The 22402-nt window shown below is 70.3% G+C and carries 26 protein-coding genes; 13 read left to right on the forward strand and 13 right to left on the reverse strand.

Annotation, left to right across the window (positions count from 1 at the left end; translation table 11 throughout):
- Window position 1: 1 nt before the first annotated feature.
- A complete protein-coding gene (locus tag MCHUDSM44219_RS11620; RefSeq protein ID WP_048418389.1) occupies window positions 2-580 on the reverse strand; it encodes a suppressor of fused domain protein in 579 nt (192 codons plus the stop codon).
- 1 nt (window position 581) lies between these two features.
- A complete protein-coding gene (locus tag MCHUDSM44219_RS11625) occupies window positions 582-1097 on the reverse strand; it encodes a YflT domain-containing protein (RefSeq protein ID WP_048418390.1) in 516 nt (171 codons plus the stop codon).
- A gap of 119 nt (window positions 1098-1216) precedes the next feature.
- Here MCHUDSM44219_RS11625 and MCHUDSM44219_RS11630 point away from each other — a divergent pair, with 119 nt between their 5' ends.
- Together MCHUDSM44219_RS11630 and MCHUDSM44219_RS11635 are read left to right on the forward strand one after the other, a co-directional pair.
- Window positions 1217-1816, forward strand: a complete 600-nt coding sequence (locus MCHUDSM44219_RS11630; RefSeq protein WP_048418391.1) for a DUF4190 domain-containing protein — start codon at window positions 1217-1219, stop codon at window positions 1814-1816.
- A 36-nt stretch (window positions 1817-1852) separates the two neighbouring features.
- On the forward strand, window positions 1853-2275 hold the full coding sequence (locus MCHUDSM44219_RS11635; RefSeq protein ID WP_048418392.1) for a DUF4190 domain-containing protein: 423 nt from the start codon (window positions 1853-1855) through the stop codon (window positions 2273-2275).
- Here MCHUDSM44219_RS11635 and MCHUDSM44219_RS11640 read toward each other — a convergent pair.
- On the reverse strand, window positions 2272-3231 hold the full coding sequence (locus MCHUDSM44219_RS11640; RefSeq protein WP_048418393.1) for an HpcH/HpaI aldolase/citrate lyase family protein: 960 nt from the start codon (window positions 3229-3231) through the stop codon (window positions 2272-2274). The genes MCHUDSM44219_RS11635 and MCHUDSM44219_RS11640 overlap by 4 nt on opposite strands.
- Window positions 3232-3256: 25 nt before the next feature.
- Between MCHUDSM44219_RS11640 and MCHUDSM44219_RS11645 the strand changes: the two genes are divergently transcribed.
- From MCHUDSM44219_RS11645 to MCHUDSM44219_RS11660, 4 genes are all read left to right on the forward strand, one after another.
- Window positions 3257-4552: a magnesium transporter MgtE N-terminal domain-containing protein gene (locus MCHUDSM44219_RS11645; protein WP_048418394.1), complete on the forward strand. Its 1296-nt coding sequence runs from the start codon at window positions 3257-3259 to the stop codon at window positions 4550-4552.
- The gene (locus tag MCHUDSM44219_RS11650) at window positions 4549-5091 is read left to right on the forward strand and encodes a DUF1003 domain-containing protein (protein ID WP_048418395.1); all 543 of its coding nucleotides are present in this window, start codon (window positions 4549-4551) and stop codon (window positions 5089-5091) included. Before MCHUDSM44219_RS11645 ends, MCHUDSM44219_RS11650 begins: the two co-directional genes overlap by 4 nt.
- Window positions 5092-5179: 88 nt before the next feature.
- Window positions 5180-6496: a lytic transglycosylase domain-containing protein gene (locus MCHUDSM44219_RS11655; RefSeq protein WP_082162153.1), complete on the forward strand. Its 1317-nt coding sequence runs from the start codon at window positions 5180-5182 to the stop codon at window positions 6494-6496.
- Between the two features lie 51 nt (window positions 6497-6547).
- Window positions 6548-7690 (forward strand): Mrp/NBP35 family ATP-binding protein, encoded by a 1143-nt coding sequence (locus tag MCHUDSM44219_RS11660; RefSeq protein ID WP_048418397.1) that lies wholly within the window; start codon window positions 6548-6550, stop codon window positions 7688-7690.
- A gap of 2 nt (window positions 7691-7692) precedes the next feature.
- Here the strand turns inward: MCHUDSM44219_RS11660 and tatB are convergent, their stop codons facing one another.
- From tatB to sigE, 4 genes are all read right to left on the reverse strand, one after another.
- On the reverse strand, window positions 7693-8094 hold the full coding sequence (tatB, locus tag MCHUDSM44219_RS11665) for a Sec-independent protein translocase protein TatB (protein ID WP_048418398.1): 402 nt from the start codon (window positions 8092-8094) through the stop codon (window positions 7693-7695).
- Between the two features lie 3 nt (window positions 8095-8097).
- A complete protein-coding gene (htrA, locus tag MCHUDSM44219_RS11670) occupies window positions 8098-9585 on the reverse strand; it encodes a serine protease HtrA (protein ID WP_048418399.1) in 1488 nt (495 codons plus the stop codon).
- A gap of 108 nt (window positions 9586-9693) precedes the next feature.
- Complete coding sequence (rseA, locus tag MCHUDSM44219_RS11675) at window positions 9694-10089, reverse strand: anti-sigma E factor RseA (RefSeq protein ID WP_048418459.1); 396 nt, start codon at window positions 10087-10089, stop codon at window positions 9694-9696.
- Window positions 10090-10171: 82 nt separating this feature from the next.
- A complete protein-coding gene (sigE, locus tag MCHUDSM44219_RS11680; protein ID WP_082162154.1) occupies window positions 10172-10966 on the reverse strand; it encodes an RNA polymerase sigma factor SigE in 795 nt (264 codons plus the stop codon).
- 180 nt (window positions 10967-11146) lie between these two features.
- On the opposite strand from sigE, the gene MCHUDSM44219_RS11685 reads away from it, so the two are divergent.
- From MCHUDSM44219_RS11685 to MCHUDSM44219_RS11710, 6 genes are all read left to right on the forward strand, one after another.
- The gene (locus tag MCHUDSM44219_RS11685) at window positions 11147-11827 is read left to right on the forward strand and encodes an O-methyltransferase (protein WP_048418400.1); all 681 of its coding nucleotides are present in this window, start codon (window positions 11147-11149) and stop codon (window positions 11825-11827) included.
- A 124-nt stretch (window positions 11828-11951) separates the two neighbouring features.
- Entirely contained in the window at window positions 11952-12614 is a 663-nt protein-coding gene (locus MCHUDSM44219_RS11690; protein WP_048418401.1) for a TetR/AcrR family transcriptional regulator, read from the forward strand.
- Window positions 12607-13530 (forward strand): ABC transporter ATP-binding protein, encoded by a 924-nt coding sequence (locus MCHUDSM44219_RS11695; RefSeq protein ID WP_048418402.1) that lies wholly within the window; start codon window positions 12607-12609, stop codon window positions 13528-13530. The genes MCHUDSM44219_RS11690 and MCHUDSM44219_RS11695 overlap by 8 nt, the downstream gene beginning before the upstream one ends.
- Window positions 13527-15173, forward strand: a complete 1647-nt coding sequence (locus MCHUDSM44219_RS11700; protein ID WP_172506373.1) for an ABC transporter permease — start codon at window positions 13527-13529, stop codon at window positions 15171-15173. The genes MCHUDSM44219_RS11695 and MCHUDSM44219_RS11700 overlap by 4 nt, the downstream gene beginning before the upstream one ends.
- A gap of 9 nt (window positions 15174-15182) precedes the next feature.
- Window positions 15183-15857, forward strand: coding sequence for a methyltransferase family protein (locus tag MCHUDSM44219_RS11705; protein ID WP_048418403.1), 675 nt, complete (start codon window positions 15183-15185; stop codon window positions 15855-15857).
- A gap of 21 nt (window positions 15858-15878) precedes the next feature.
- Window positions 15879-16475, forward strand: coding sequence for a DUF4126 domain-containing protein (locus tag MCHUDSM44219_RS11710; RefSeq protein WP_048418404.1), 597 nt, complete (start codon window positions 15879-15881; stop codon window positions 16473-16475).
- 22 nt (window positions 16476-16497) lie between these two features.
- Here MCHUDSM44219_RS11710 and MCHUDSM44219_RS11715 read toward each other — a convergent pair whose 3' ends face one another.
- Both MCHUDSM44219_RS11715 and glgC read right to left on the reverse strand, forming a co-directional pair.
- Window positions 16498-17742: a sensor domain-containing diguanylate cyclase gene (locus MCHUDSM44219_RS11715; protein WP_112744740.1), complete on the reverse strand. Its 1245-nt coding sequence runs from the start codon at window positions 17740-17742 to the stop codon at window positions 16498-16500.
- Between the two features lie 71 nt (window positions 17743-17813).
- Window positions 17814-19028 (reverse strand): glucose-1-phosphate adenylyltransferase, encoded by a 1215-nt coding sequence (glgC, locus tag MCHUDSM44219_RS11720; protein WP_048418405.1) that lies wholly within the window; start codon window positions 19026-19028, stop codon window positions 17814-17816.
- Window positions 19029-19156: 128 nt separating this feature from the next.
- On the opposite strand from glgC, the gene glgA reads away from it, so the two are divergent.
- Window positions 19157-20320 carry a glycogen synthase gene (glgA, locus tag MCHUDSM44219_RS11725; RefSeq protein ID WP_109777707.1) on the forward strand — a complete coding sequence of 388 codons (1164 nt, stop codon included), beginning with the start codon at window positions 19157-19159 and terminating at the stop codon, window positions 20318-20320.
- A gap of 12 nt (window positions 20321-20332) precedes the next feature.
- Here glgA and MCHUDSM44219_RS28865 read toward each other — a convergent pair whose 3' ends face one another.
- The 4 genes from MCHUDSM44219_RS28865 to MCHUDSM44219_RS11740 form a co-directional block, all read right to left on the reverse strand.
- On the reverse strand, window positions 20333-20500 hold the full coding sequence (locus tag MCHUDSM44219_RS28865; RefSeq protein WP_003406247.1) for a DUF3117 domain-containing protein: 168 nt from the start codon (window positions 20498-20500) through the stop codon (window positions 20333-20335).
- 143 nt (window positions 20501-20643) lie between these two features.
- Window positions 20644-21456, reverse strand: a complete 813-nt coding sequence (locus tag MCHUDSM44219_RS11730) for an SAM-dependent methyltransferase (protein ID WP_109777709.1) — start codon at window positions 21454-21456, stop codon at window positions 20644-20646.
- Complete coding sequence (locus tag MCHUDSM44219_RS11735; protein WP_048418406.1) at window positions 21453-22055, reverse strand: DNA-3-methyladenine glycosylase I; 603 nt, start codon at window positions 22053-22055, stop codon at window positions 21453-21455. Before MCHUDSM44219_RS11735 ends, MCHUDSM44219_RS11730 begins: the two co-directional genes overlap by 4 nt.
- Complete coding sequence (locus tag MCHUDSM44219_RS11740; protein WP_048418407.1) at window positions 22052-22360, reverse strand: DivIVA domain-containing protein; 309 nt, start codon at window positions 22358-22360, stop codon at window positions 22052-22054. Before MCHUDSM44219_RS11740 ends, MCHUDSM44219_RS11735 begins: the two co-directional genes overlap by 4 nt.
- Window positions 22361-22402: the final 42 nt, after the last annotated feature.

Here is a 22402-nt window from a genome sequence, read left to right on the forward strand (position 1 = left end):
GTCAGGCCGGGCTGGCCGCCCGTCGGCGTGGGTCGGTCACGTCGACGCCGTCCTGTTCCCAGGCCTCCCGCATCGCCGGCGCGCCCTTGAGCCGGACCCAGGCGGCCTCGGTCGCGGTGATCGGCACCGCCGACAGCACGCTCACCGGCGACAACGGCCCCGGCAGCGCGACGTCGTCGATGTCGCTGCGGCCCAACAGGAACGCGGTGAACGGCGCGCCCTGCCACAGCGGCGTCTCCAGGTCGATCAGCGCGTCGGGTTCGAGCACCAGGCCCTCGACGGCCGGCGCAGCCGCGACCACCGCCACCGACCGGGCCAGCCCGACCGGCGACGGGCCGCGCAGGGACACGATCACCTCGGCCCGGGGACCCCGCACCGGATCGGCCATCAGGTCGGCGGGATCCCCCATCGGGTGCGCCGAACATCCGAGCGAAACATAGTGCGCTGCACCGTCATCGGGGCTGCCGAAGCGCAGGATGACCATCCGGTCGGCACCCAGGAAGGTCACGCTGGCCTCGTCGGGCTCCGTCGCGAAGTGGTCGAGCAAGCTCGCCCGCACCGTCGCCAGGACATCGGCCACGTCAGATCTTCAAACGGGCCAACAGATCCCGGCCCCGCTCCGCGCTCTGCGGGTCACACAGCACGTCGTAGCGCCCGGCCACCAGTTGCAGCGTGGAGCTGAAATCCCTTGTGCCGCGGGCCATTGCGTACGGCACAGCGGAGGTGATCAGGCCGAAGAACACACCGGCGATCAGACCGGTGATCAGCGACCCCCAGGGGCTGGGGCTGAAGAATCCCAGGATCAGGCCGATGAACAGGCCCAACCAGGCGCCGGTGAGCACGCCGCCGCCGAGCACCTTGGGCCAGGTCAGTCGGCCGGTGACCCGTTCGACCTGCATCAGATCGACGCCCACGATGGTGACCTGTTCGACCGGAAACTGCTGGTCGGACAGGTAATCCACCGCGCGCTGGGCTTCGGCGTACGTCGGGTAGGACCCGATGGGCCACCCCTTCGGCGGGGTGGGCAGACCCACCGGACGGCCACGGCCCGACGCGGCAGCACCCGGTGTCTGGCCTGGCTGGAACGGGCTGGTCATGGTCGTGCACTCCTTCGATCCGCAAGAACCTCGTTGCTCTGTCAACGCCCGGGACGGGCCAAAGGTGCCCCGCTGCGCGTTCCTCTCGACTCACCTGTACGTACGCTAGGTTGATCAGCATGACAAGTTCGGACGACGACGCAGGCCGAAACGACCGTTCCGACTCCCCTGCCGGCGGGTCCGAGCAGTCGTCCGCGGGCTACGAAGCCCCCCCGATCGAGCAGTCCTCCACTCCCCCCGATTACACGCCGCCGCCGGCATACAACCCGGCGCCGCCGCAGTACTCGTCGCCGACGGACTATCCCCCGCCCCCGTCCGGCTACGCACCGCCGTACCCGGATCAGAACACCGGCCCGTCGCCCTACCCGGGCGCCGGCTACGGGGGTCCGTCCTACCCGCCGCCCCCGCCCTACGGGACCGCGCCTGGCGGGTACCCGCCGCCGCCGATGGGCGGTTACCCGAACGCCGACTACGGCTACGGAGCGCCGCAGGCTCCCCCGGGCACCAACACGATGGCGATCGCATCGCTGGTCGCGTCGATCGTCGGGGTGTGTTGCGGTATCGGCTCGATCATCGGGATCGTGCTCGGCATCCTGGCGCTCAACCAGATCAAGCAGACCCGTCAGGCCGGTCACGGGCTGGCGGTCGCCGGTATCGCGGTCGGCGCGGTATCGCTGGTGATCAGCCTGGTGTGGAACATCTACGTCTTCAGTTCATGACAGTCTTCAGTTCCTGACCTTCCCGAAGTTGCACCGATGACCACGAGCGGCCCCGAGCAACCCTACGACGACGCCGGGTTGCCGCCGCCGGTGTATCCGGGTGCACCGCCCGGCTACGGCGCCGTGCCGTACCCGGCCTATCCGTCGTACTCGGACTATTCGTCGTACCCGGCCTATCCGTCGTATCCGGGGTATCCGGCGCGGCCGCCGGGCACCAACGGCAAGGCGATCGCCGCGCTGGCGACGGCGCTGGGCGGTCTGATCTGCTGCGGGCTGCCCTCGATCGTGGGATTGGTGCTCGGCGTGATCGCGATGCGCGAGACCCGGCGCACCGGCCAGAAGGGCTTCGGGCTGGCCGTGGCCGCCGTGGTGATCAGCACGCTGCTGATCATCGTCGGCGTCCTCTATGTCGCGCTCACGACGGTGCTGTACGCCGGCAACTGGCAGTGGGCGCCCTAGCCACTCGGGGGGACGAACCGCTCGCCCAGGCGGCGCATACCGGCCGCTCGGCCCTTGCCGGCGATGACGAGCGCCATCTTGCGGCTGGCCTCGTCGATCATCTCGTCGCCCAGCATCACCGCACCCCGGGCCCCGCCCGCCCGGGAGGTGTGCCACTCGTAGGCCTCGAGGATCAGCTCGGCGTGGTCGTAGGCTTCCTGGCGGGGGCTGAAGATCTCGTTGCCCGCCGCGATCTGGTCGGGGTGCAGCACCCACTTGCCGTCGAAACCCAGCGCCGCGGCCCGACCGGCCACCCGGCGGAAGGCCTCGACGTCGCGCACCTTCAGATACGGCCCGTCGATCGCGTTGATCCCGTTGGCGCGCGCCGCGATCAGGATCCGCATCAGCACATGGTGGTAGGCGTCGCCGACGTCGTACCCCTCGGGTTGCTCCCCCACCTCCAGCGTGCGCATGTTCAGGCTGGCCATCAGGTCGGCGGGACCGAGCACCAGCGCCTGCACGCGCGGGGCGGCGGCGATCGCGTCGACGTTCGTCAGCCCGCGGGCGTCCTCGATCTGGGCTTCGATGCCGATGCGTCCGACCGGCAGACCGTGCGCGGCCTCCACCTGACCGAGCAGCAGATCCAGCGCATGCACATGTGAGACGTCGGTCACCTTCGGCAGCACGACGATGTCGACCGACGCTCCCGCCCGGCCGATCACGTCGATCACATCGGTATGGGTCCACGGCGTGGTCCAGTCGTTGACGCGCACACCGCGCAGCTGTCCCGCCCATCCCGGTGCCGCCAGCGCGGCCGCGACCTGCTCGCGCGCTTGGGCTTTGGCGTCGGCGGCCACCGCGTCCTCGAGGTCGAGGAACACCTCGTCGGCGGGCAGCGTCTTGGCCTTCTCGATCATCTTCGCGCTGCTGCCCGGCACTGACAGGCACGTTCGACGGGGTCGATACCGGTTTTCCACAACCACACTCTCTACTCTGACAACCATGGCGTCGGTCAACAGGGTCTATGCGGCCCGGCTCGCGGGAATGGTGGTGCTGGGTCCCGACGGCGAATCGATCGGCCGCGTGCGTGACGTGGTGATCAGTATCAGCCTGGTCCGGCAACAACCTCGTGTTCTCGGCCTGGTCATCGAATTGCTCACGCGCAAGCGAATTTTCGTGCCGATCCTGCGCGTGACGGCGATCGAGCCGGGGGCGGTCACACTGTCCACCGGAAGTGTGTCGCTGCGCCGCTTCTCCCAGCGCCCCGGCGAGGTGCTGGTGCTGGGCCAGGTACTCGAAACCCGGGTGCGCGTCGACGATCCCGACCTGACCGAGCTGGCCGGGATCGACGTCGTGGTGGTGGATCTGGGCATCGAGCAGACCCGCACGCGCGACTGGGTGGTCACCAGGGTCGCCGTCCGTCCACAGCGGCGGCTGGGCCGGCGCAGCAACGTCCACACCGTGGACTGGCAGCACGTCCAAGGCCTGACGCCCTCGGGGCTGGCGATGCCCGACCAGGGCGTGGCTCAGCTGCTCGAGCAGTTCGAGGGTCAGCGCCCCATCGAGGTGGCCGACGCGATCCGCGAACTGCCCGCCAAGCGGCGCAACGAAGTGGTCAACGCGCTCGACGACGAACGACTCGCCGACGTGCTGCAGGAGCTCCCCGAAGACGAACAGGTCGCGCTGCTGCGGCAGCTCAAGACCGAGCGCGCCGCCGACGTGCTCGAGGCGATGGACCCCGACGACGCCGCCGACCTGCTGGGAACGATGACCCCGGCCGACGCCGAGCAGCTTCTGCGCCGGATGGACCCGGAGGACTCCGAGGACGTCCGGCGCCTGCTCAGCCACTCACCGAACACCGCCGGCGGTCTGATGACCTCGGAGCCGGTGGTGCTCGCACCCGACACCACGGTTGCCGAAGCCCTTGCGCGCGTGCGTGATCCGGATCTGACGCCGGCGCTGGCGTCGCTGGTGTTCGTGGTCCGGCCGCCGACGGCGACACCGACGGGACGCTATCTGGGCTGCGTGCACCTGCAGCGGCTGCTGCGCGAACCCCCGGCCGCGCTCGTCAGCGGCATGGTCGACAAGGACCTGCCCAGCCTGCGGCCGGAGGATTCGCTGGGCGCGCTGAGCCGATACTTCGCCGCCTACAACCTGGTGTGCGGCCCGGTCGTCGACGAGGAGAGCCACCTGCTCGGCGCGGTCTCCGTCGACGACGTCCTCGACCACCTGCTGCCCGACGACTGGCGGGAACGCGAAGCCGAACCCGAGATCGTGACCGCCGAGAGGACGACATGAGCGACCTGTCAGCTCGGCAGCGCCTCGACACGCCCAAGAGCTCCCGCTCGTTCGCGCCGCGGCTGGACGTCGAGGCGGTCGGCCGGGTCAGCGAGCGGATCGCGCGCTTCCTCGGCACCGGGCGCTACCTGGCCATCCAGACGATCTTCGTCATCGTCTGGGTGTTCCTGAACATCGGCGCCTTCGCCTGGCAGTGGGACCCCTATCCGTTCATCCTGCTGAACCTGGCGTTCTCCACCCAGGCGGCCTACGCCGCACCGCTGATCCTGTTGGCGCAGAACCGGCAGGAGAACCGGGACCGGGTGTCGCTCGAAGAGGACCGCCGGCGCGCCGAGCAGACCAAGGCCGACACCGAGTACCTGGCCCGCGAACTCGCGGCGCTGCGGCTCGCGGTCGGCGAGGTGGCCACCCGTGACTACCTGCGCCGCGAGCTCGAGGAGATCCGCGAGATGATCTTTGAGCTCCGTCCCGACGATGCCGCGGGCGACGGCGAATCGAGCAAACCCGACGCTGAGCGGCGGTCCCGGAAATCCGGATGAGACAGCTGTGGCCAATGCTGTTACACGGTCGTAGCCGAATAGGTATGGTGACGGGGTTCACAGGCGATCTCACAGCTAGGACGGTTGAGTGCACATAGGGGGAGGAGCGGCCCTCGGAGCAGCGAGGAGTCGTGCCGGACGCATCGTCCGGATGCCGGCTTTCGGCGTTGCCGCAGTGTTGACCCCCCTGGTGCTCGCCGGCGCCGTCGGCGCCTCCGCGCCGTCGACCAACGCCCCGACCCGCGATGCGGCGGTGATGCCGCTGGCGGCCGTTGCGCCATCGCCCGGCGAATCCGGCGTGTCGGTGGTGGCGGTGGCCAAGACCCCGACCCCGATGCGCATCGCCGCGGCCACGGTGTCTGCTCCCCCACCCGCGGTCGTCGTGAATTCGCCTGGCACGCTGCGTATCCCGTCGATGGCACTGGCGGCCTACCGGAACGCCGAAACAAAGATGGCCTCGGCCGCGCCCGGCTGCGGCGTGAGCTGGAATCTGCTGGCCGGCATCGGCCGCATCGAGTCGATGCACGCCAACGGCGGCGCCACCGATGCGCGGGGCACCGCGGTGCGGCCGATCTACGGCCCCAGCCTCGACGGCACCCTGCCCGGTAACGAGGTCATCGTGCAGAGCCGCAACGCCGATCGCGTCGTGTACGCCAGGGCGCTGGGACCCATGCAGTTCCTGCCCGGCACCTGGTCGCGGTACGCCGCCGACGGGGACGGCGACGGCAAAGCCGACGTGCAGAACGTCTTCGACGCGTCGCTGGCCGCCGCCCGATACCTGTGCAGCGGCGGCCTGAACCTGCGCAGCCAGACCGATGTCCTGAGCGCGATTCTGCGCTACAACAACTCGATGGCCTACGCCCGCAACGTGCTGGCCTGGGCCGCGTCGTACGCCACCGGCGTGGTGCCCGTCGACCTGCCGCCGATCACCGGTGAGGTGCCCGCCCTCGGGGACAGCCACCTCGACCGACCCGAAGGGCTCGGGCCCGGCCTGCCGCTCAACGCCGCCGGCCTGCCCGCCAACGATCCGCTGGCCCTGCTCCAACTCGGGCAGCGCACCGACGTCGCCAGCCTGATCAGCACCAACGTGCCCGGCTTCGCGCCCGGGCAGTCACTCGGCCCGCTGCCCGGTCCCGCGCCGGCCCCGCAGGCCGCGCCGCAACCCGTGGCGCCCCCGCCGCCGGCCTGGGTGCCGCCGTGGGTGACGCCCCCGCCGGCCCAGCAGCAGCCCGAGTGCGCGGTGTTCTGCATCACCAACACCCCTGCTCCCGCCGCGGCGCCCGTTCTCCCGGCTCCCGCCGCCCCACCGGTCGCGCCGTGGGCGCCGCCCATGCCGGCCGACCCGGTGGCCCCCGGCCCCGTACTGCCTCCCGCGCTGGGTCCGGCGCCCGGCCCGGCCGCCTGAGCTCTCGGCCGCCGCCGGAGGACCGTCGACTGCGGCCTACACTCGCGGGTGATGCCTGCGAATACTGCTGACCTGACCGCGGCTGTGCGCGCGTCGCTGACCAAGGTGATCGACCCCGAACTGCGGCGCCCCATCACCGAGGTCGGCATGGTCAAGAACGTCACCGTCGACGACGACGGATCCGTGCACGTCGAGATCTACCTGACCACCTCGGCGTGCCCGAAGAAGACCGAGATCTCCGAGCGCGTCACCCGGGCCGCCAGCGACGTGCCCGGCACCGGCGCGGTGCGGGTCACGCTCGACGTGATGAACGACGAACAGCGCGCCGAACTTCGCACGCTGCTACGCGGCGACTCGCGCGAACCGGTGATCCCGTTCGCCCAGCCCGGCTCGCTGACCCGCGTGTACGCGGTGGCCTCCGGCAAGGGCGGGGTCGGCAAGTCCAGCGTCACGGTGAACCTGGCCGCCGCGATGGCCGCCCGCGGCCTCTCGGTGGGCCTGCTCGACGCCGACATCTACGGCCACTCGGTGCCCCGCATGATGGGCACCACCGACCGGCCCACCCAGGTCGATTCGATGATCCTGCCGCCGGTCGCCCACGACGTGCGGGTGATCTCGATCGCGATGTTCACCCAGGGCAACACCCCGGTGGTGTGGCGCGGCCCGATGCTGCACCGCGCGCTGCAACAGTTCCTCGCCGACGTGTACTGGGGCGACCTCGACGTGCTGTTGCTGGACCTGCCGCCGGGCACCGGCGACATCGCGATCTCGGTGGCGCAGCTGATCCCCGGCGCGGAGATCCTGGTGGTCACCACTCCCCAGCTCGCGGCGGCCGAGGTCGCCGAGCGGGCGGGTGCAATCGCGCTGCAGACCCGTCAGCGCATCGCCGGCGTCGTCGAGAACATGTCCGGGCTGCTGATGCCGGACGGGTCGGTGATGCAGCTGTTCGGCGAGGGCGGTGGCCGCCAGGTCGCCGAGAGCCTGTCGCGCTCCGTCGGCGCCGACGTTCCTCTGCTGGGCCAGGTGCCGCTGGATCCGGCGCTGGTGGCCGCCGGGGACACCGGGGTGCCGCTGGTGCTCAGCGCCCCCGACTCGCCGGCAGGTGTCGAACTGCGCAAGGTCGCGGACTCGCTGTCCAGCCGCAAACGCGGGCTGGCCGGCATGTCGCTGGGCCTGGACCCCGCCGGCCGCTAGCGCTAGGTGGCGTCCGGGTCGAATCGCGTCGGCCCCGAGTTGTCGACCGGACCGGGCCCCGACTGCGGTTTCTCCGGTGGCGTCTGCGGCTTCTCCGGCGTGCTCGGCGTGTCGAAGCGGCCGGTGAATATCGAGTCGTCCCCGTCGAGCAGATGCTTGGTCAGCGCCGCGCGCGGCGTCATGCCCCGCAGCTTCTGCAGCTCCGACAGTGGTTCGCGTAGATCGTCGAATTCCGGGCCCAGATCCTGGCGCAGCTGGCTGGTGGCACCGGAGATGTAGTCGCGCGCCTGGCGCACCGCACCGGAGGTCCAGCGGATCGCGCCGGGCAGCCGCTCAGGTCCGAGGATCACCAGCCCGGCGATCACCAGGACCAGCATCTCGCCCCAGCCGACGTTGGCGAACATGGCCTACGTGCTGTTGTCGGCGCCGGGGGTCACCGTCAAGGTGACGCGACGGCCGTCGCGAACGACCTCGACCGGGGCGGGTTCGCCGATCTTGAGCTGACGGACGGCGACGACCATCTCGTCGGCGTCGGCGACCTCGCGGTTGCCGATCTTGACGACGACGTCGTTCTCCAGGATGCCGGCCCGCTCGGCGGGACCGCCCGCCGTCACATTGGCGATCTGGGCGCCCTTGGACACGTCGTTGCTCACCGAGCGCGCGGTCAGACCCAGGGTGGGGTGCGCCATCTTGCCGCTTTGGATCAGCGTCTCCACGACCTGCTTGACCTCGTTGACCGGGATCGCGAACCCGAGCCCGCTGGCGCTGTCCGACAGCGACTTGCCCGCGGTGTTGATGCCGATGACCTCAGAGTTCATATTGATCAGCGGGCCGCCGGAGTTGCCGTGGTTGATCGACGCGTCGGTCTGCACGCCGTCGATGACGGTGTCGGTGTCCGAACCGTCGCCGGACAGCGGCACGGGTCGGTGCAGCGCGCTGATGATGCCGTGGGTGACCGTGCTGCGCAGGCCCAGCGGGGCACCGGCGGCGATCACCTCTTCGCCGACGCGCAGCTTCTCGGAGTCCCCGAGCCGGGCAACGACGAGGTTGTCGACGTTGTCGACCTTGAGCACCGCCAGGTCGGTCTTCGGGTCACGGCCGACCAGGTTGGCGGGGACCTCTTTGCCGTCGTTGAAGACGACCGACATCTTGAACTTGCTCGGGTTGGTGGCCGCCTCGGAGATGACGTGATTGTTGGTCACGATGTAGCCGCGGCCGTCGACGATGACCCCGGAGCCCTGGGCTCCCTCGGTGTCGCTGGTCGCCTCCACAGTCACCACCGAATCGGCAACGGCGGCAGCCACTTTCGCGAACTGACCCTGCGGCGGCTCGCCGTTGTCGCTGGTCTCCAACGTCACCTTCGACGTGGTGAACGCCTCGACCACCTCGGCGGTCTTGCGGCCCACCAGGCCGCCGGCGATGCCGATCACCAGCGCGACGATGGCCAGCACGCCCAACGCGACGTAGGACACCTTCCCGCCGAACAGCACGTCGCGCACACCCAACTTGGCGGCCGGCGCGCTGACCGCGGCGGGGGCGCTGTGGGTGAGCGCCGGGGTGCCCAGCCCGACGGGCGCGCCCGGATTACGCCACGGATCGTCGGCATCGTCCCCGGCGCCGTCGCGCTCGGAGTCGAGCGCTCCCGCGTCGGTGGGGTGTCGCTGCAGCGAGTCGCCGCCCTGGTACGGCCGACCGAAGGCCTCGGCCAGCACCGGGTCCGGGGGTTGGTCCTTGGGGGCGTACTCGCCCTGATCGCGCGCCTGACCCTTGTTGACGAACGAGCCGTCCACGCCGTCGGGCCTGCCGAAGGCGCGCTGAGCCGCCGGATCAACCGGCGGACGCGACACGGGGCGCGGTTCGAGACGTTCCCGACCGGTCTGGTCCAGATTGGTCACCCGTACATCAACCTTTCGTGCACCATTCGTGCCCTTCCGTACCCAACGCACCACGATCACGGTGCCGGCGATTCCCCGACGCGCATGTCCGGTCGACGCGCCCTCACCCTACCGACGCTTGCGACGGGCGCGCGGCGCGCCGTCGGCCCACTGCGCCGAGTCGGCCGGTTCCGGGTGCTCGATCGGTGCGTGCTGCGGGATCTGGGACAACAGCCCCAGAAGTGAACTCGGCATCGCCACCGGACAGGCGTCACGCAGCACCTCGCGCGCTTGACGCTGGGCGTCGACCTCGGTGGCGCACTGCGGACACATCGACATGTGGTGCGCGGCGCGCAGGTGCGCGCTCATCCGCAACTCACCGTCGACGAACGCGGCGACGGCCTCGGTGGACAGATGCTCGGTGGAACCGAACTGCCGCGGCCCGACAGGGGCGTCACTCTGCGAGGCGAACTGGGTGGGGAGCCAGGAGAAAGCGCGACGGAACGCGTGTCCGGGATCGAACACCACCTGACTCCTCTCCGGTCATGTCGTATCGACGGGTCTTCCTCGAATGTAGCGCGGCATGCTGTGAACCCGCCGACGAACGTCAGGCCGATCTGGCCGCGTCGCGCACGTCGGTGTCGGAGTGCCGGGCCAGGTAGTCGCGCAGCGCTTGGCGGCCACGGTGGATGCGGCTGCGCACGGTGCCCAGCTTGACGCCCAGCGTCGCGCCGATCTCCTCGTAGGAGAGCCCCTCGATGTCGCACAGCACCACGGCGGCGCGGAACTCCGGGGGAAGGGAGTCGAGCGCGGCCTGCAGGTCGGGGCCCAGCCGGGAGTCGTGGTAGATCTGCTCCGGATTGGGCTCGTCGGCGGGCACCCGCTCGTAGTCCTCGGGCAGCGCTTCCATCCGGATGCGGCCGCGGCGGCGGACCATGTCGAGGAACAGGTTGGTGGTGATGCGGTGCAGCCAGCCCTCGAACGTGCCGGGCTGGTAGTTCTGCACGGAGCGGAACACCCGGATGAAGGTCTCCTGCGTCAGGTCCTCGGCGTCGTGCTGATTACCCGAGAGGCGGTAGGCCAGCCGGTACACCCGGTCGGCGTGCTGACGCACCAACTCGTCCCAGCTGGGCATCGCGGCCTGATCACCGGTGGCGTCGAAGACCGCGGTGCCGGTGAGCTCGTCGGTCGTCTCCACCCATTCGGCATCGGTGAACTGCTCGAGGTGTGCCATCGAAACAGGAGCGGCGGTAGGGCCGGTCACAGTGGTGGTCGTCGGATCCTCCATGTCGTGCGAGTCGCGGTCGTCGAGAGACCGCTCGATGGAGTCAACACGGCGCAGTGACGCTTTCTTCCCGCCGTCGGGCAGTCCGATCTGGTCGCGGTGCGCGCCGTCTGTCATGCGATCACGTTCTCCCGTGCTGGTGTGCCAGGCATATGAGCAAACTGAACATTTCCTGAGAATGAGTGCTACCCAATTTCGACCTGCGGAAACGGTGCGGGTCGGGGCCGCGGCGGGCGAATTCCGGGGACGGGCGTGTCGACGTCCCGGCGTCGCCGCCGACGCTCTACGCTCGCGGGCATGGCGAGCACCGACGAGCCCGCAGGCGGCGCCGGCGATTCTGGATCCCGGCCCAGCCCGGCCGAGGCGATCGTCCGTCACGCCGAGCACTCGATCTCCGAGGACGCGATCGTCGCCGCCGCGCGGGAACGCGCCGTCGACATCGGCGCGGGCGCGGTGACCCCGGCCGTCGGCGCCCTCCTGTGCGTTCTCGCGAAGCTGACCAGCGCCAAGGCGGTGGTCGAGGTCGGCACCGGGGCGGGTGTCAGCGGTTTGTGGCTGCTCTCGGGGATGCGCGAAGACGGCGTGCTCACCACGATCGACGTCGAGCCCGAACACCAGCGCATCGCCAAGCAGGCGTTCACCGAAGCCGGCGTCGGGCCGGGGCGGACCCGGCTGATCGGCGGGCGTGCGCAGGAGGTGCTCACCCGGCTCGCCGACGAGTCCTACGACCTGGTGTTCATCGACGCCGATCCGGCCGACCAGCCGCAGTTCGTCGTCGAGGGCGTGCGCCTGCTGCGGCCGGGCGGTGTCATCGTCGTGCACCGCGCCGCGCTGGGCGGCCGGGCCGGCGACGCCACGGCCAACGACGCCGAAGTCGCTGCCGTGCGGGAGGCCGCGCGGCTGATCGCCGAGGACGAGCGGCTGACCCCGGTGCTGATCCCCCTGGGCGACGGCCTGCTCGCCGCCGCCCGCGACTGACCCCCTCTTCCCCTTTACCGCGGAAGCGCATTCCTGGTCGCTGATCCGGCCTTTTCGCAACCCGGAACGCTATTCCGCGGTGAACTCTTGACCGCGGACTAAACGCGTGTTTAGCATGTTGAACATGCGTTCAGCGGACGATCTCACCGCGGTGGCACGGATCCGTGACGCCGCGATCGACCTGTTCGGCCGCGAAGGCTTCGGGGTGAGCGTGCGGGCCATCGCGACGGCCGCCGGGGTGAGCCCCGGCCTGGTCATCCACCACTTCGGATCCAAGGAGAAGCTGCACCGCGCCTGCGACGACTACGTCGCCGAAACCGTGCGGACGAGCAAGACGGAGACGATCCGCAGCTCCGATCCGGCGACCTGGCTGGCGCAGATGGCCGAGATCGAGGACTACGCCCCGATGATGGCGTACCTGGTGCGCAGCATGAGCAGCGGCGGTGAGCTCGCGAAGATGTTGTGGCGCAGCATGATCGACAACGCCGAGCAGTACATCGAGGAGGGCGTGCGGGCCGGCACCATCAAGCCCAGCGTCGACCCCAAGGCGCGCGCCCGCTTCGTCGCGATGGCCAACGGCGGCGGATTCCTGCTCTACCTGCAGTTGCACGAGAACCCGACGGACCTGCGTGCGGTGCTGCGCGATTACGCCGAGGACATGGTGCTGCCCGCCCTGGAGCTCTACACCCACGGCCTGATGGCCGACTCGACGATGTACGACGCCTTTCTGGCCCAGCGCGAGAAGGGCATTCCGTTCACCCCCACCCAAGGAGATCACCGTGACTGATCACCACACCTCCCCCGCCGTCGAGATCCGCGGACTGATCAAGAACTTCGGCGCCGTGCGCGCCCTCGACGGCCTCGATCTGACCGTCGCCGAGGGCGAGGTGCACGGCTTCCTCGGACCCAACGGCGCCGGCAAGTCGACGACGATCCGCATCCTGCTCGGGCTGGCGCGCGCCGACGCGGGCACCGTCCGTCTGCTCGGCGGCGACCCGTGGACCGACGCCGTCACGCTGCATCGCCGACTCGCCTACGTGCCCGGCGATGTGACGCTGTGGCCCACGCTCACCGGCGGCGAGACCATCGACCTGCTGGCCCGCATGCGGGGCGGCATCGACGAGACGCGGCGCGCGGAACTCATCGAGCGGTTCGACCTCGACCCCACCAAGAAGGCGCGCACCTACTCGAAGGGAAACCGGCAGAAGGTGTCGCTGGTCTCGGCGTTCTCGTCGAACGCCGGCCTCCTGCTGCTCGACGAACCGAGCAGCGGGCTGGATCCGTTGATGGAGAACGTTTTCCAGCAGTGCGTCGGGGAGGCCCGCGATCGCGGCGTCACCGTCCTGCTGTCCAGCCACATCCTCGCCGAGACCGAGGCCCTCTGTGACCGGGTCACCATCATCCGGGCCGGCCGCACCGTGGAGAGCGGCACGCTGGATTCGATGCGGCATCTGTCCCGCACCTCCATCAAGGCCGAGATGATCGGCGACGCGGTCGATCTCGGCCGCATCCCCGGCGTCGAGGACGTCAGCGTCGACGGGCGCACCGTGCGCGCGCAGGTCGACAGCGGCAGCCTGGCCGAGGTGATCCGGGTCCTCGGCGACGCGGGGGTGCGCAGCCTGATCAGTCAGCCGCCCACGCTGGAGGAACTCTTCCTGCGGCACTACCACACGTCGGACACCCCCGAGCAGGTGACCGCATGACCACGCTGCTCGAGCGCCCGCACCGGCCCGCGCACGAAGCGCCCCGGCCCGGCACCGCTCTGACGGGAACCCTTGGGCTGCTTCGGCTCTACGCCCGGCGCGATCGGGTGGTGCTGCCGCTGTGGGTGCTGCTGCTGTCGGTGCCGCTGTCGACGGTGTACGTCGGCAGCATCCAGGCCGTCTATCCGACGGCGGCTGATCGCGCGACGTTCGCCGCGTCGATCATGGCCAGCCCCGCGCAGCGCGCACTCTACGGTCAGGTCTTCAACGACAGCCTCGGCGCGGTGGGGATCTGGAAGGCCGGCATGTTCCACGTGCTGATCGCCGTCGCGGTCATCCTCACCGTGATCCGCCACACGCGCGCCGACGAGGAGAACGGCCGCGGCGAGCTCCTCGACTCGACCGCGGTCGGCCGGTACGCCGGCCTGACGGCGGCGCTGCTGCTCGCCGGCGGCGCCTCGGTGCTGACGGGCGTCATCGGCGCCGCGGGCCTGCTGACGCAGGACGTCCCGGCGGCCGGGTCGCTGGCGTTCGGCGCCGCGCTGGCCTGTTCGGGGCTGGTGTTCGCCGCGGTGGCTGCGGTCAGCGCACAGGTGTCCTCGAGCGCGCGGTTCTCACGCGGTGTCGCGTTCGCCGCGCTCGGGGTGGCGTTCACGCTGCGGGCGGTCGGTGACGCGGGCGCCGGGGCGCAGGTGCTGACGTGGTTGTCGCCGCTGGGCTGGTCGCTGCAGGTGCGCCCCTACGCGGGCGACCGGTTCTGGGTGCTCGGCCTGCACGTGACGCTCACCGCCGTCCTTCTCGTGCTCGCCTACGTCCTGTTGTCCCGACGCGATGTCGGCGCGGGACTGCTCGCCGAGCGCCTGGGTCCGCCGCGCGGCGGGCGCCGCCTGCACGGGGTGCTGGGCCTGGCCTGGCGGCTGGACCGCGGGTCGCTGATCGTGTGGACCGTCGGTCTGGGCCTCTACGGCGCGATCATCGGCAGCATCGTGCACGGTATCGGCGACGAGATCGGCGGCAGCCAGATCGCCCGCGACGTGGTCGCACGCCTGGGCGGCACCGATGCGATGGAGCAGGCGTTCATCGCGGTCGCGTTCAGCATGCTCGGCATGATCACCGCGGCGTTCGCGATCTCGCTGACCCTGCGGCTGCACCAGGAGGAGTCCAGCGGACACGCCGAGACGGTGCTGGCCGGCGCGGTCAGCCGAACCCGTTGGTTGACAAGCCATTTGGCATTCGCGCTGGGCGGCCCCGCCGCGGCCCTGCTGGTCGCAGGTCTCGTCACCGGGCTCACCTACGGGGCCAGTGCGGGCGACATCGGCGGCACGCTGCCGAGGGTGCTCGGCACGGCGGCCGTCCAACTGCCCGCGGTGTGGCTGCTCGCCGCCGTCACGGTGGCACTGTTCGGTGCACTGCCGCGCTTCACACCGGTGGGCTGGGGTGTACTCGTCGCGTTCATCGCGGTGTTCATGCTCGGCTCCCTGTCCGGCTCACCGCAGTGGCTGCTCGACCTCGAACCCTTCACCCACATCCCGCATGTCGGCATCGGCGCTTTCACCCCCGCCCCGCTGCTGTGGCTGCTGGCCCTCGACGCGGCTCTGATCCTGCTGGGCGCCATCGCCTTTCGCCGCCGCGACCTACGCTGAGGAGGACGCGTGAAACTGGCCGTGCAGACCGCGACCTCGATCGTGCTGGGGCTGGGTTTCTTCGGGCTGGTCCTGTTCCTACCGGCGGGCACGTTCCACTACTGGCAGGCCTGGGTGTTCGTCGCGGTGTTCGCGGTGTCGACGTTCGTGCCCAGCGTCTATCTGGCGGTCCGCCACCCCGACGCGCTGGCCCGCCGGATGAAGGCCGGACCGAAGGCCGAAACCCGCCCCGTGCAACGCGTCATCATCACCGCGACCTTCCTGGCGGGCATCGCGGTGATGGTGATCAGCGCGCTGGACTGGCGCTTCGGCTGGTCGTCGGTGCCGCTGTGGCTGGTGATCTCCGGCGACGTGATGGTGGGCGTCGGACTGCTCGGCGCTCAGCTGGTGGTGGTCCAGAACAACTACGCCGGCGCGAGCATCACCGTCGAAGAGGGCCAGCCGCTGGTGTCGACCGGTCTGTACGGGATCGTGCGGCACCCGATGTACGCCGCTTCCCTGATCATGATGCTCGGCACTCCCCCGGCGCTGGGCTCGCTGTGGGGTCTGACGGCCGTGCTCGCGGCAGTGCCGGTGCTGATGGCCCGCCTCCTCGACGAGGAGAAGGCGCTGACCGACGACCTTGCCGGGTACGCCGAGTACACCCGTCAGGTGCGATATCGGCTGATCCCCGGCGTGTGGTGACGCGGCGCCCATACTGATGCCATGGAGCTGCTGACCGGGTTCGGGCTGGCGACCGCCGCGGGGCTCAACGCCTACATCCCGCTGCTGGCGCTGGGGCTGCTCGCCCGGTTCACCGACCTCGTCTCGCTGCCCGCCGGGTGGGCCTGGCTGGAGAACGGGTGGGTGATGGCGATCGTGGCCGTGCTGCTCGCGGTCGAGGTCGTGGCCGACAAGGTGCCCGCGCTCGACACGGTCAACGACACGGTCCAGACCTTCGTCCGGCCGACCGCGGGCGGCATCGTGTTCGGCTCGGGCACCGCAGCGCAGACCGCCGCCGTCACCGACCCCGGCGCCTTCGCCCAGTCCGGACAGTGGATTCCCGTCGCCCTCGGCGTCGTCGTGGCGCTGGTCGTGTCGCTGACCAAATCGACGGTGCGGCCCGCCGCGAACGTCGCCACGGCCGGCATGGCGGCGCCGGTGCTCAGTACGGTCGAGGACATCGTCAGCGTCGTGCTCGTGGTGCTCGCGATCCTGCTGCCGGTCCTGGTGCTGGTCGCGATCGTCGCGCTCGGCTGGGCCGCGTTCCGGCTGATCCGGCGCCGCAGGCGCAGACCCGCGGCGGGGCACGGCACTCGCTGACGGACGCGGTCACCGGGCCGGACTACGTGTCGCCGACAGGCCGGCGGCGCCCATCGGGCACCTCACCGGTCCCGGCGGTGCGGTACCCGTTGCGGCCCGCGGCCTTCACCGAATACATGGCTTCGTCGGCGGCGCGCAGCACGGCCTCCCCGTCACGCGACGACCCCGACACGACCGCGATCCCGATGCTCAGGCCGATGGTTCCCGACCATCCCGCGATCGCCAGAGGCGATGCGACCGCGTCGATCAGGCGTTGCGCCAGCGCCTCGGCCGAGGCGGACACCGCACGGTCGGGAACGTGGATGATCACGAACTCGTCGCCGCCGCGGCGGGCCACCATGTCGGGCCGATCGACGCACGACAGCAGCCGCTCCCCCACCGAGACCAGCACGGAGTCGCCGACCGCGTGGCCGAGTTCGTCGTTGACCGCTTTGAACCCGTCGAGGTCCAGACACAGGACCGCGAATTCGCCACCCCCGTCGATCTCCTGCGCGAGCCGCTCGTACAGCAGCGCACGATTGGGCAGACCGGTCAGCACATCATGAAAAGCGTTGTGCACCAACTGCGTTTCGAACTCCTTGCGGCGTGACGTGTCGCGCACCGACACCACGTAACCGTCTCGTTCGCCGGTCGCCTCATCGCAGGTGACCTGCACGAACGCCTCCAGCCAGACCCAGTAGCCGTCCTTGTGGCGCTGGCGGTGCTCGGTGGTGAAGGTGTCGATGCGGCCGTCTCCCAGTGCGGCCATCTGCGCGGCGAACTCGTCGAGGTCGTCGGGATGGACGTTGTCTCGCGCGCGAAGGCCCACCAGTTCGTGGGCCTCGTAACCGAGCAGGGTCCGGATCGAGGGCGACACATAGCGACGAACGCCGTCGAGGCTGCCCCGGATCAGGGTGTCCGCCGAGTTCTCCGCCACCACGCGGAAAAGGTCCGCGTCGGCGCCGCGCTGCAGATGCAGCGAGGCCACGTGCCCGAAGCGGGTCAGCAGACCCACCAATTCTGGGTCGTGCGGCCGTGGGGCCGCATCGGTCACGCAGAGCATGCCGGCGACCGTGCGGTCGCGCGTGATCGGGACGGCGGCGACGAATTCGGCGTCGGGGAACGCCGCGGCCAGTGGTTGATCCGACGCCCCGGTGTCCGGAATCACCACCACCGTCCCCGGCGCCGGCCAGTGTTCGGGGGCGACACCCTCGTCGGGGGTGCCGCCATGGACGGATCCGTCCTCGAAGCAGATGAGAGCTCGCCGGCATCTCAGCGAATCACGCACGAGGTGGGACAGGGCGTCGTAAAACGACGGTGCGGTGTGACGGTGGCCCGGCTCCTCTGTCGGGCGCGATGTCAGACCCAGACTCCCTTGCCGACCGCCACCACGCCGCCCGCGCTGACCGAGAACCGTTCGCGGTCCTTCTCGAGATCCACCCCGACCATCTCGCCGGGCCCGACGACCACGTTCTTGTCCAGGATGGCGTGCCGCACCACCGCACCGCGGCCGATCCGGGCGCCGGGCATGATCACGCTGCCCTCGACGATGGCGCCGTCGTCGACGACGACGTTCGACGAGAGCACCGAGTTGCGTACCGACGCAGCCGAAATGATGCTGCCGGCACCGACGACGGACTCCTGCGCCGATCCGCCGTTGACGAACTTCGCGGGCGCGAGGTTCTCCGAGCTGCCGCGGATGGGCCACCGCTTGTTGTAGAGGTTGAAGATCGGGTGCACGGACACCAGGTCCATGTGCGCGTCGTAGAAGGCGTCGAGGGTGCCGACGTCGCGCCAGTAGCCGTGGTCACGCTCGGTGGCGCCGGGCACCTCGTTGTTGTTGAAGTCGTACACCGAGGCCATGCCGTCGGACACCAGCCGCGGGATGATGTCCCCACCCATGTCGTGGTCGGAGTCGTCGTCCTCGGCGTCGGCGCGGATCGCGTCGATCAGCACCTTGGTGGTGAAGATGTAGTTGCCCATCGACACGAACGTCTGCTCGGGGTCGTCGGGTGTCCCCGGCGGGTCGGCCGGCTTCTCGATGAACCCGCGGATGCGGCCCGAGTCGTCGGCATCGATGCACCCGAACGCGCTCGCCTCGGCGCGCGGAACCCGGATTCCGGCGACCGTGGCACCCGCGCCGCTCTCGATGTGCTGCTGGACCATCTGCTCCGGATCCATCCGGTACACGTGATCGGCACCGAAGATCACGATGTAGTCGGGGTCCTCGTCGTAGATGAGGTTCATCGACTGATAGATCGCGTCGGCCGATCCGGTGTACCACCGCGGCCCGAGCCGCTGCTGGGCCGGCACCGGCGTGATGTACTCCCCGGCAAGCCCCGACAACCGCCAGTTCTGCGAGATGTGGCGATCCAGCGAATGCGACTTGTATTGGGTCAGAACGCAGATCCGCAGGAATCGGGCATTCACGAGATTCGAGAGCACGAAGTCGATCAACCGGTAGGCGCCTCCGAACGGAACCGCGGGCTTGGCCCGGTCGGCCGTCAACGGGTACAGCCGCTTGCCTTCCCCGCCGGCGAGGACGATGCCCAGCACGTGTGGCGCTTCCCTCATGAACCCAACCTAACGGCCGGTTGGGACAGGGGCCAGCTATTGCCGGTCTTTGGCGGGTTCTCGGGCTGTCCATCAAGACAATTGGTGATGCCACGCGAGCCGCCCGGGATTCTGGGTACGGTCACACCATGCGGGTGGCGATGATGACTCGGGAGTATCCCCCCGAGGTGTACGGCGGTGCGGGCGTTCATGTCACGGAACTGGTTGCGCAGTTGAGGCACCTGTGCGAGGTCGACGTGCACTGTATGGGCGCGCCACGGCCGGGAGTGACCGTCGCCGCGCCCGATCCGGCGCTCGCGGGCGCCAACGCCGCGCTCGCGACATTGTCGGCCGATCTCAACATGGTCAACACCAGCTCGCAGGCCACGGTGGTGCATTCGCACACCTGGTACACCGGCATGGCCGGGCATCTGGCGGCTCTGCTCTACGGCGTGCCGCACGTGCTGACCGCGCACTCGCTGGAGCCGATGCGGCCGTGGAAGGCCGAGCAGCTCGGCGGCGGCTACCGCATCTCGTCGTGGGTGGAGAAGACGGCCGTCGAGGCCGCGGACGCGGTGATCGCGGTCAGCTCCGGGATGCGCGACGACGTGCTCCGGACCTACCCGGGTCTGGACCCCGACCGGGTGCACGTCGTACGCAACGGCATCGACACCGACGTCTGGTATCCGGCCGAGCCCGACCCGGGGCAGTCGGTGCTCGCCGAGCTCGGCGTCGACCCCGGCCGCCCCATCGTCGCGTTCGTCGGCCGCATCACCCGGCAGAAGGGGGTCGCCCACCTGGTGAAGGCGGCCCACCACTTCGCCCCGGAGGTCCAGCTCGTGCTGTGCGCGGGCGCCCCGGACACCCCCGAGATCGCCGAGGAGGTGGCCTCGGCGGTGCACGAGTTGTCCCGCGCGCGCACCGGCGTGTTCTGGGTGCGCGAGATGCTGCCGACCGCCAAGATCCGCGAAATCCTCACCGCAGCAACGACATTCGTGTGCCCATCGGTGTACGAGCCGCTGGGCATCGTCAACCTCGAGGCGATGGCGTGCGGGACCGCCGTGGTGGCCTCGGATGTCGGCGGCATCCCGGAGGTGGTCGCCGACGGCCGGACCGGCCTGCTGGTGCACTACGACGCGGACGACACCGCGTCCTTCGAACGCGACCTCGCCGAAGGCGTCAACGCGCTGGTGGCCGATCCGGACAGGGCCGGCGACTTCGGCGCCGCGGGCCGGCAGCGCTGCATCGACGAGTTCTCGTGGGCACAGATCGCCGAACAGACCCTGGAGATCTACCGCAAGGTCTCGTCGTAGGGCGGTGCAGCGCTAGCTGGTGACGCCCTTGAGTTCGTCGCCCAGGGCGGCTGCCTCATCCGGGGTCAGCTCGACGACAAGTCGGCCCCCGCCTTCCAGTGGTACCCGCATCACGATGCCGCGCCCCTCCTTGGTTGCTTCCAGTGGACCGTCGCCGGTCCGGGGCTTCATCGCCGCCATCGAGTGCCTCCTCCACAATGGGCGTGCCCGTCAGGGCCCGATTCGTCGTACGAGCCATGACGTCGAATGCTGACAGCATCGGCTCTGAACTGCTCTAGACGTCCATTGTTCCCTATCCGGGCCAGCTCGTGTGCCAAGACCCGCTATCGCTGCGCGTCCGGCCCCTTGTGCGCCTCGACGAAGAAGCCGCCGCCGGTGGCCGCATCGGGCCATCGACCGAACGCCGCGCCGGGCTCGGCCACGTCGGTCACGGTGGCCCGCCAGCCCAGCGATTCGGCCAGCTCCCCCGGCGCGTCACTGCCGAACAGCCACGGCGATCCCTGCGCGGCCATCGCGGCGAGCAGACCCGCCATCGCGGGTGCGGTCAACAGCGTCGCGCTGACGATGTCGTACAGCAGCACCGAGCCGGGCGCCGACAGCGCGTCCACCCGGTCGAACAACCGCTGCACGGCGTCGCCGTCGAGGTACTGCAGCAGGCCCTCGATCAGCCAGGCGGTGGGCTGCGAGGGATCCAGGCCGGCGGCGGTCACCGCGGCAGTCCAGTCGCCGGCCAGATCGGCACCGAGGGTCACCCGCGCGCAGCGCGGCTGCTCATCGGCGAGCACACCGTCTTTGGCGGCGATGACGGCGGGCAGGTCCACCTCGAAGACGGTGGTGCCCGGCGGCCACGCGAGCCGGAACGCGCGGGCGTCGAGCCCGGCGGCCAGGATGACCACCTGCCGTGCGGTCTGCGCGGCGCGCAGCAGCGCCTCGTCCCAGAACCGGGTCCGCACCACGATCTGGGCGGTCGACTGCTCCCCCGCCTCGGCGACCATGCGCGCGAGCATCTCCCGGCCCGCGTCGCCGGCCAGGCGCGCGGCGAACGGGTCCTCGAACAGCGGATCGTCCCGCCGCGACTCGTCGGCCCGGATGGCGGCGACGAGGACCGCGGTGCGCGCGACCGCCTCCGCGGTCACGAGCGGGGCACCCAGCAGTCGGCGACATGGTCGTCGACCATGCCCGTGGCCTGCATCAGCGCGTACGCCGTGGTCGGGCCGACGAAGCGGAAGCCCCGCCGCTTGAGCTCCTTGGCCATCGCCGTGGACTCCGCGGTGACGGCGGCGACCGCCGACAGATCGCCCGGCCGCGGCCGGGTGGCGCGGTCGGCGGGGGCGAACGACCACAGCAGCTCGGCCAGGTCGTCGCCCGCGTCGGCGAGATCGGCCACCGCGCGGGCGTTGGAGATGGTGGCCTCGATCTTCGACCGGTTGCGCACGATGCCCGGGTCGGCCATCAACCGGTCGACGTCGCGGTCGGTGTAGCGGGCGACGCGGTCGACGTCGAAGCCGTCGAACGCCGCCCGGAAGTTGTCCCGCTTACGCAGGATGATCAGCCAGGACAACCCGCTCTGGAATGCCTCGAGGCTGATCCGTTCGAACAGCGCGGCGGAGTCACGTAACGGGCGTCCCCACTCGGTGTCGTGGTAATCGCGATAGAGCACGAAATCGTCGGCCGACAGGCGTGACCGGTCGATCCAGCCGCACCGGATCCGGTCGTCCGGTGGCGCCTCGGTCACCCCTCGCCGCCCGCCGTCTCGGACGCCCGGATGGCCGCCAGCTCACCGCGGAGATCGTCGATCTCGCGGGCCAACCGCTCCAGCACCCAGTCGACCTCGGCGGCCTTGTAGCCGCGCAGCGTCTGGGTGAACTTCAGCGCGTCGACGTCGGCGCCGGTGACACCCGCCGCGGGCAGCACGGTGGCCGTCGTCGCCTTCGGCAGCGGGGGCAGCACCTCGCCGCGGCCGAACAGCACACTGCCGGTCGCGAACAGCACGATCCCGACCAGCACGAGCACCACGAGGTAGAGCAGTACGAGCGTCACACGTCGATACTGCCGGATGCTTCCGACAAACCGGGAGCCGAA

It is taken from the genome of Mycolicibacterium chubuense, assembly GCF_001044255.1.
Lineage (GTDB): Bacteria > Actinomycetota > Actinomycetes > Mycobacteriales > Mycobacteriaceae > Mycobacterium > Mycobacterium chubuense.